Genomic DNA, 2,563 nt, shown 5'->3' with positions numbered 1-2,563 from the left:
GCCGGCGTGCGCGAAATCCGCTTCGACCCGCGCCTGTTCGACTACGGCCCGGTCAAGCTCGATCCGAAGCAGTTGCGCAACCTCGGTTTTGCCGGCTTCCGCGTGCACTACCCGATGAACACGCCCAAGTACAAGGACGAGGTCGTCGTGTTCCTGGGCGCGTCGTACTTCCGTGGCATCGGCAAGGGGCAGGTGTACGGCCTCTCCGCGCGTGGCCTGGCGATCGACACCGCGCTCAACTCGGGCGAGGAATTCCCGCGCTTCACCGATTTCTGGATCGAACGCCCCGCCGCTGGCGCGAAGGAACTGACGATCTACGCACTGCTCAATTCGCGCCGCGCCACGGGCGCCTACCGCTTCGTCATCAAGCCGGGCTCCGATACGGTGGTCGACGTGAAGGCGCAGGTGTACATGCGTGAGAACGTCAGCAAGCTGGCCATCGCGCCGCTCACCAGCATGTTCTTCTTCGGCGAGAACCAGCCGGCCAGCGCGCTGGACTTCCGCCCCGAGGTGCACGACTCCGACGGCCTGTCGGTGCAGTCGGGCACCGGCGAATGGATCTGGCGCCCGCTGACCAACCCGAAGCGGCTCTTGGTCAGCTCGTTCGCCACCACCAACCCGGGCGGCTTCGGCCTGATGCAGCGCGACCGTGCGTTCGCCAACTATCAGGAGATCGGCGATCGCTATGAGCTGCGCCCAAGCGCGTGGGTCGAGCCCGTCGGCAAGTGGGGCGCCGGCCGCGTGGAACTGGTGCAGATCCCGACGCCCGACGAGACCAACGACAACGTGGTCGCCTACTGGGTGCCCGAGACCCCGCCCAAGCCGCAACAGCCGTTCAACCTGGAATACCGCCTGCTGTGGCAGAAGGAAGGCGACAAGAAGCCGAACCTGGCCTGGGTCACGCAAACGCGCCGCTCGCACGGCTGGACCACCAAGCGCCCGGACGAGCGCAAGCCCGACGACACGATCGCCTTCGTGATCGACTTCGAAGGCCCGGCGCTGGCCAAGCTGCCGCCCAACGCACCGGTCGAGCCGGTGTTCTCGGCAGACGCCAACGGCAAGATCGAATCGATCTTCGGCCAACCCAACACCGCGACCGGCGGCTGGCGCGTGACCGTGCGCCTGAAGCGGATCGACGACGACAAACCCATCGAGCTGCGCGGCTACCTGCGCAGCGGCGGTACCGGACTTTCTGAGACGTGGAGCTACCTGCTACCTCCGGGCTAACTGCCCAGCCCGACAGCGCCGCGGGCGCTGCGGGCGCCGCTGCCTCCACCCGCCCGGCCACGGCTTCGTCCGTGGCCGAACGCTATCTTGCGGCACTGCCCTTGCCTGCCGAGGCACGCGCCACGCTACAACGCGAGGCCGGCATTGCGCCGTCCGACGACGATGCGGCGGCGCTGGCCAAGCTGCACCATGCGCTGGCCAAGCTCGACGCGGCGCAGACCACCTCGCTGGAAGCACGCGCGCCGGCCTACGCTTCGATCGGCTCGCGCCTGGACGCCGCCTATGGCGCTGCGCGCACCACCACGGCGCCTGAGCCCGTGCCGCCGCTGGAGCACGACAGCGAGGGCCGCATCCACCTGGACACCGGCCCCGAGCCCGCACGGCGCTCGATGGTGCCCTGGCCGTGGGTGCTGGGCCCGATCTGGCGCGCACGCCGCGCGATCGGCCGCCTGTTCACTGGCGGCAAGGCCCCGGTCCCCTACGAGGCCCCCGACTCCCCGGACCCGAAGGGCATCTGGCGGTTCGTCGGCGCGCGCCGACGGCTGACGCTGCTCGCGCTGATGATCGCGCAGACCGTCGCCGCCACCTGGGCCATGAGCACGGTGCTGCCGTACCACGGCGCCGACTGGCTCGAAGCCATCATCATCGTGCTGTTCGCGGTGCTGTTCTGCTGGGTGTCGGCGGGCTTCTGGACGGCCATCACCGGCTTCCTGCTGCTGGCCTTCCACGGCGACCGCTTCGTCATCTCGCGCCGCGCCGCGCCCAATGCGCCGATCCCGGACGACGCGCGCACCGCCATCGTCATGCCGATCTGCAACGAGGACGTGCAGCGCGTGTTCGCGGGCCTGCGCGCGACGTACGAATCCTTGCGGCGCACCGGCCACCTGGAGCATTTCGACTTCTTCGTGCTGTCGGACTCCGGCGACCCGGACATCCGCACCGCAGAGGCCGATGCCTGGCTGCACATCTGCCGCGCGCTCGATGGTTTTGGCCGCATCTATTACCGCTGGCGCCGTCACCGGGTGAAGCGCAAGAGCGGCAACATCGATGACTTCTGCCGGCGCTGGGGCGGCAAATACCGCTACATGATCGTGCTCGACGCCGACAGCGTGATGAGCGGCGATTGCCTGACACGCCTGGTGCAGCTGATGGAAGGGGCGCCCTCCGCCGGCATCATCCAGACCGCGCCGCGCGCGGCCGGCCGCGACACGCTGTATGCGCGCATCCAGCAGTTCGCCACGCGCGTGTACGGGCCGCTGTTCACTGCCGGCCTGCACTACTGGCAGTTGGGGGAATCGCACTACTGGGGCCACAACGCCATCATCCGGCTGGACCC

General features: G+C 68.9%; 2 protein-coding genes. Both read left to right on the top strand.

Translation table 11 applies throughout. The features are described from left to right. The coding region (locus QZ609_RS26285; protein WP_295501386.1) for a glucan biosynthesis protein G at window positions 1–1,227 on the top strand (1,227 nt) is incomplete at its 5' end. Then, the coding region (locus QZ609_RS26280) for a glycosyltransferase (RefSeq protein ID WP_295501383.1) at window positions 1,200–2,563 on the top strand (1,364 nt) is incomplete at its 3' end. The genes QZ609_RS26285 and QZ609_RS26280, both read left to right, overlap by 28 nt.

The organism is uncultured Ralstonia sp. (assembly GCA_913056305.1).
Taxonomy (GTDB): domain Bacteria; phylum Pseudomonadota; class Gammaproteobacteria; order Burkholderiales; family Burkholderiaceae; genus Ralstonia.
Note: the sequence above shows the minus strand (reverse complement) of the source record. Positions and strands in the feature narration are given on the sequence as shown.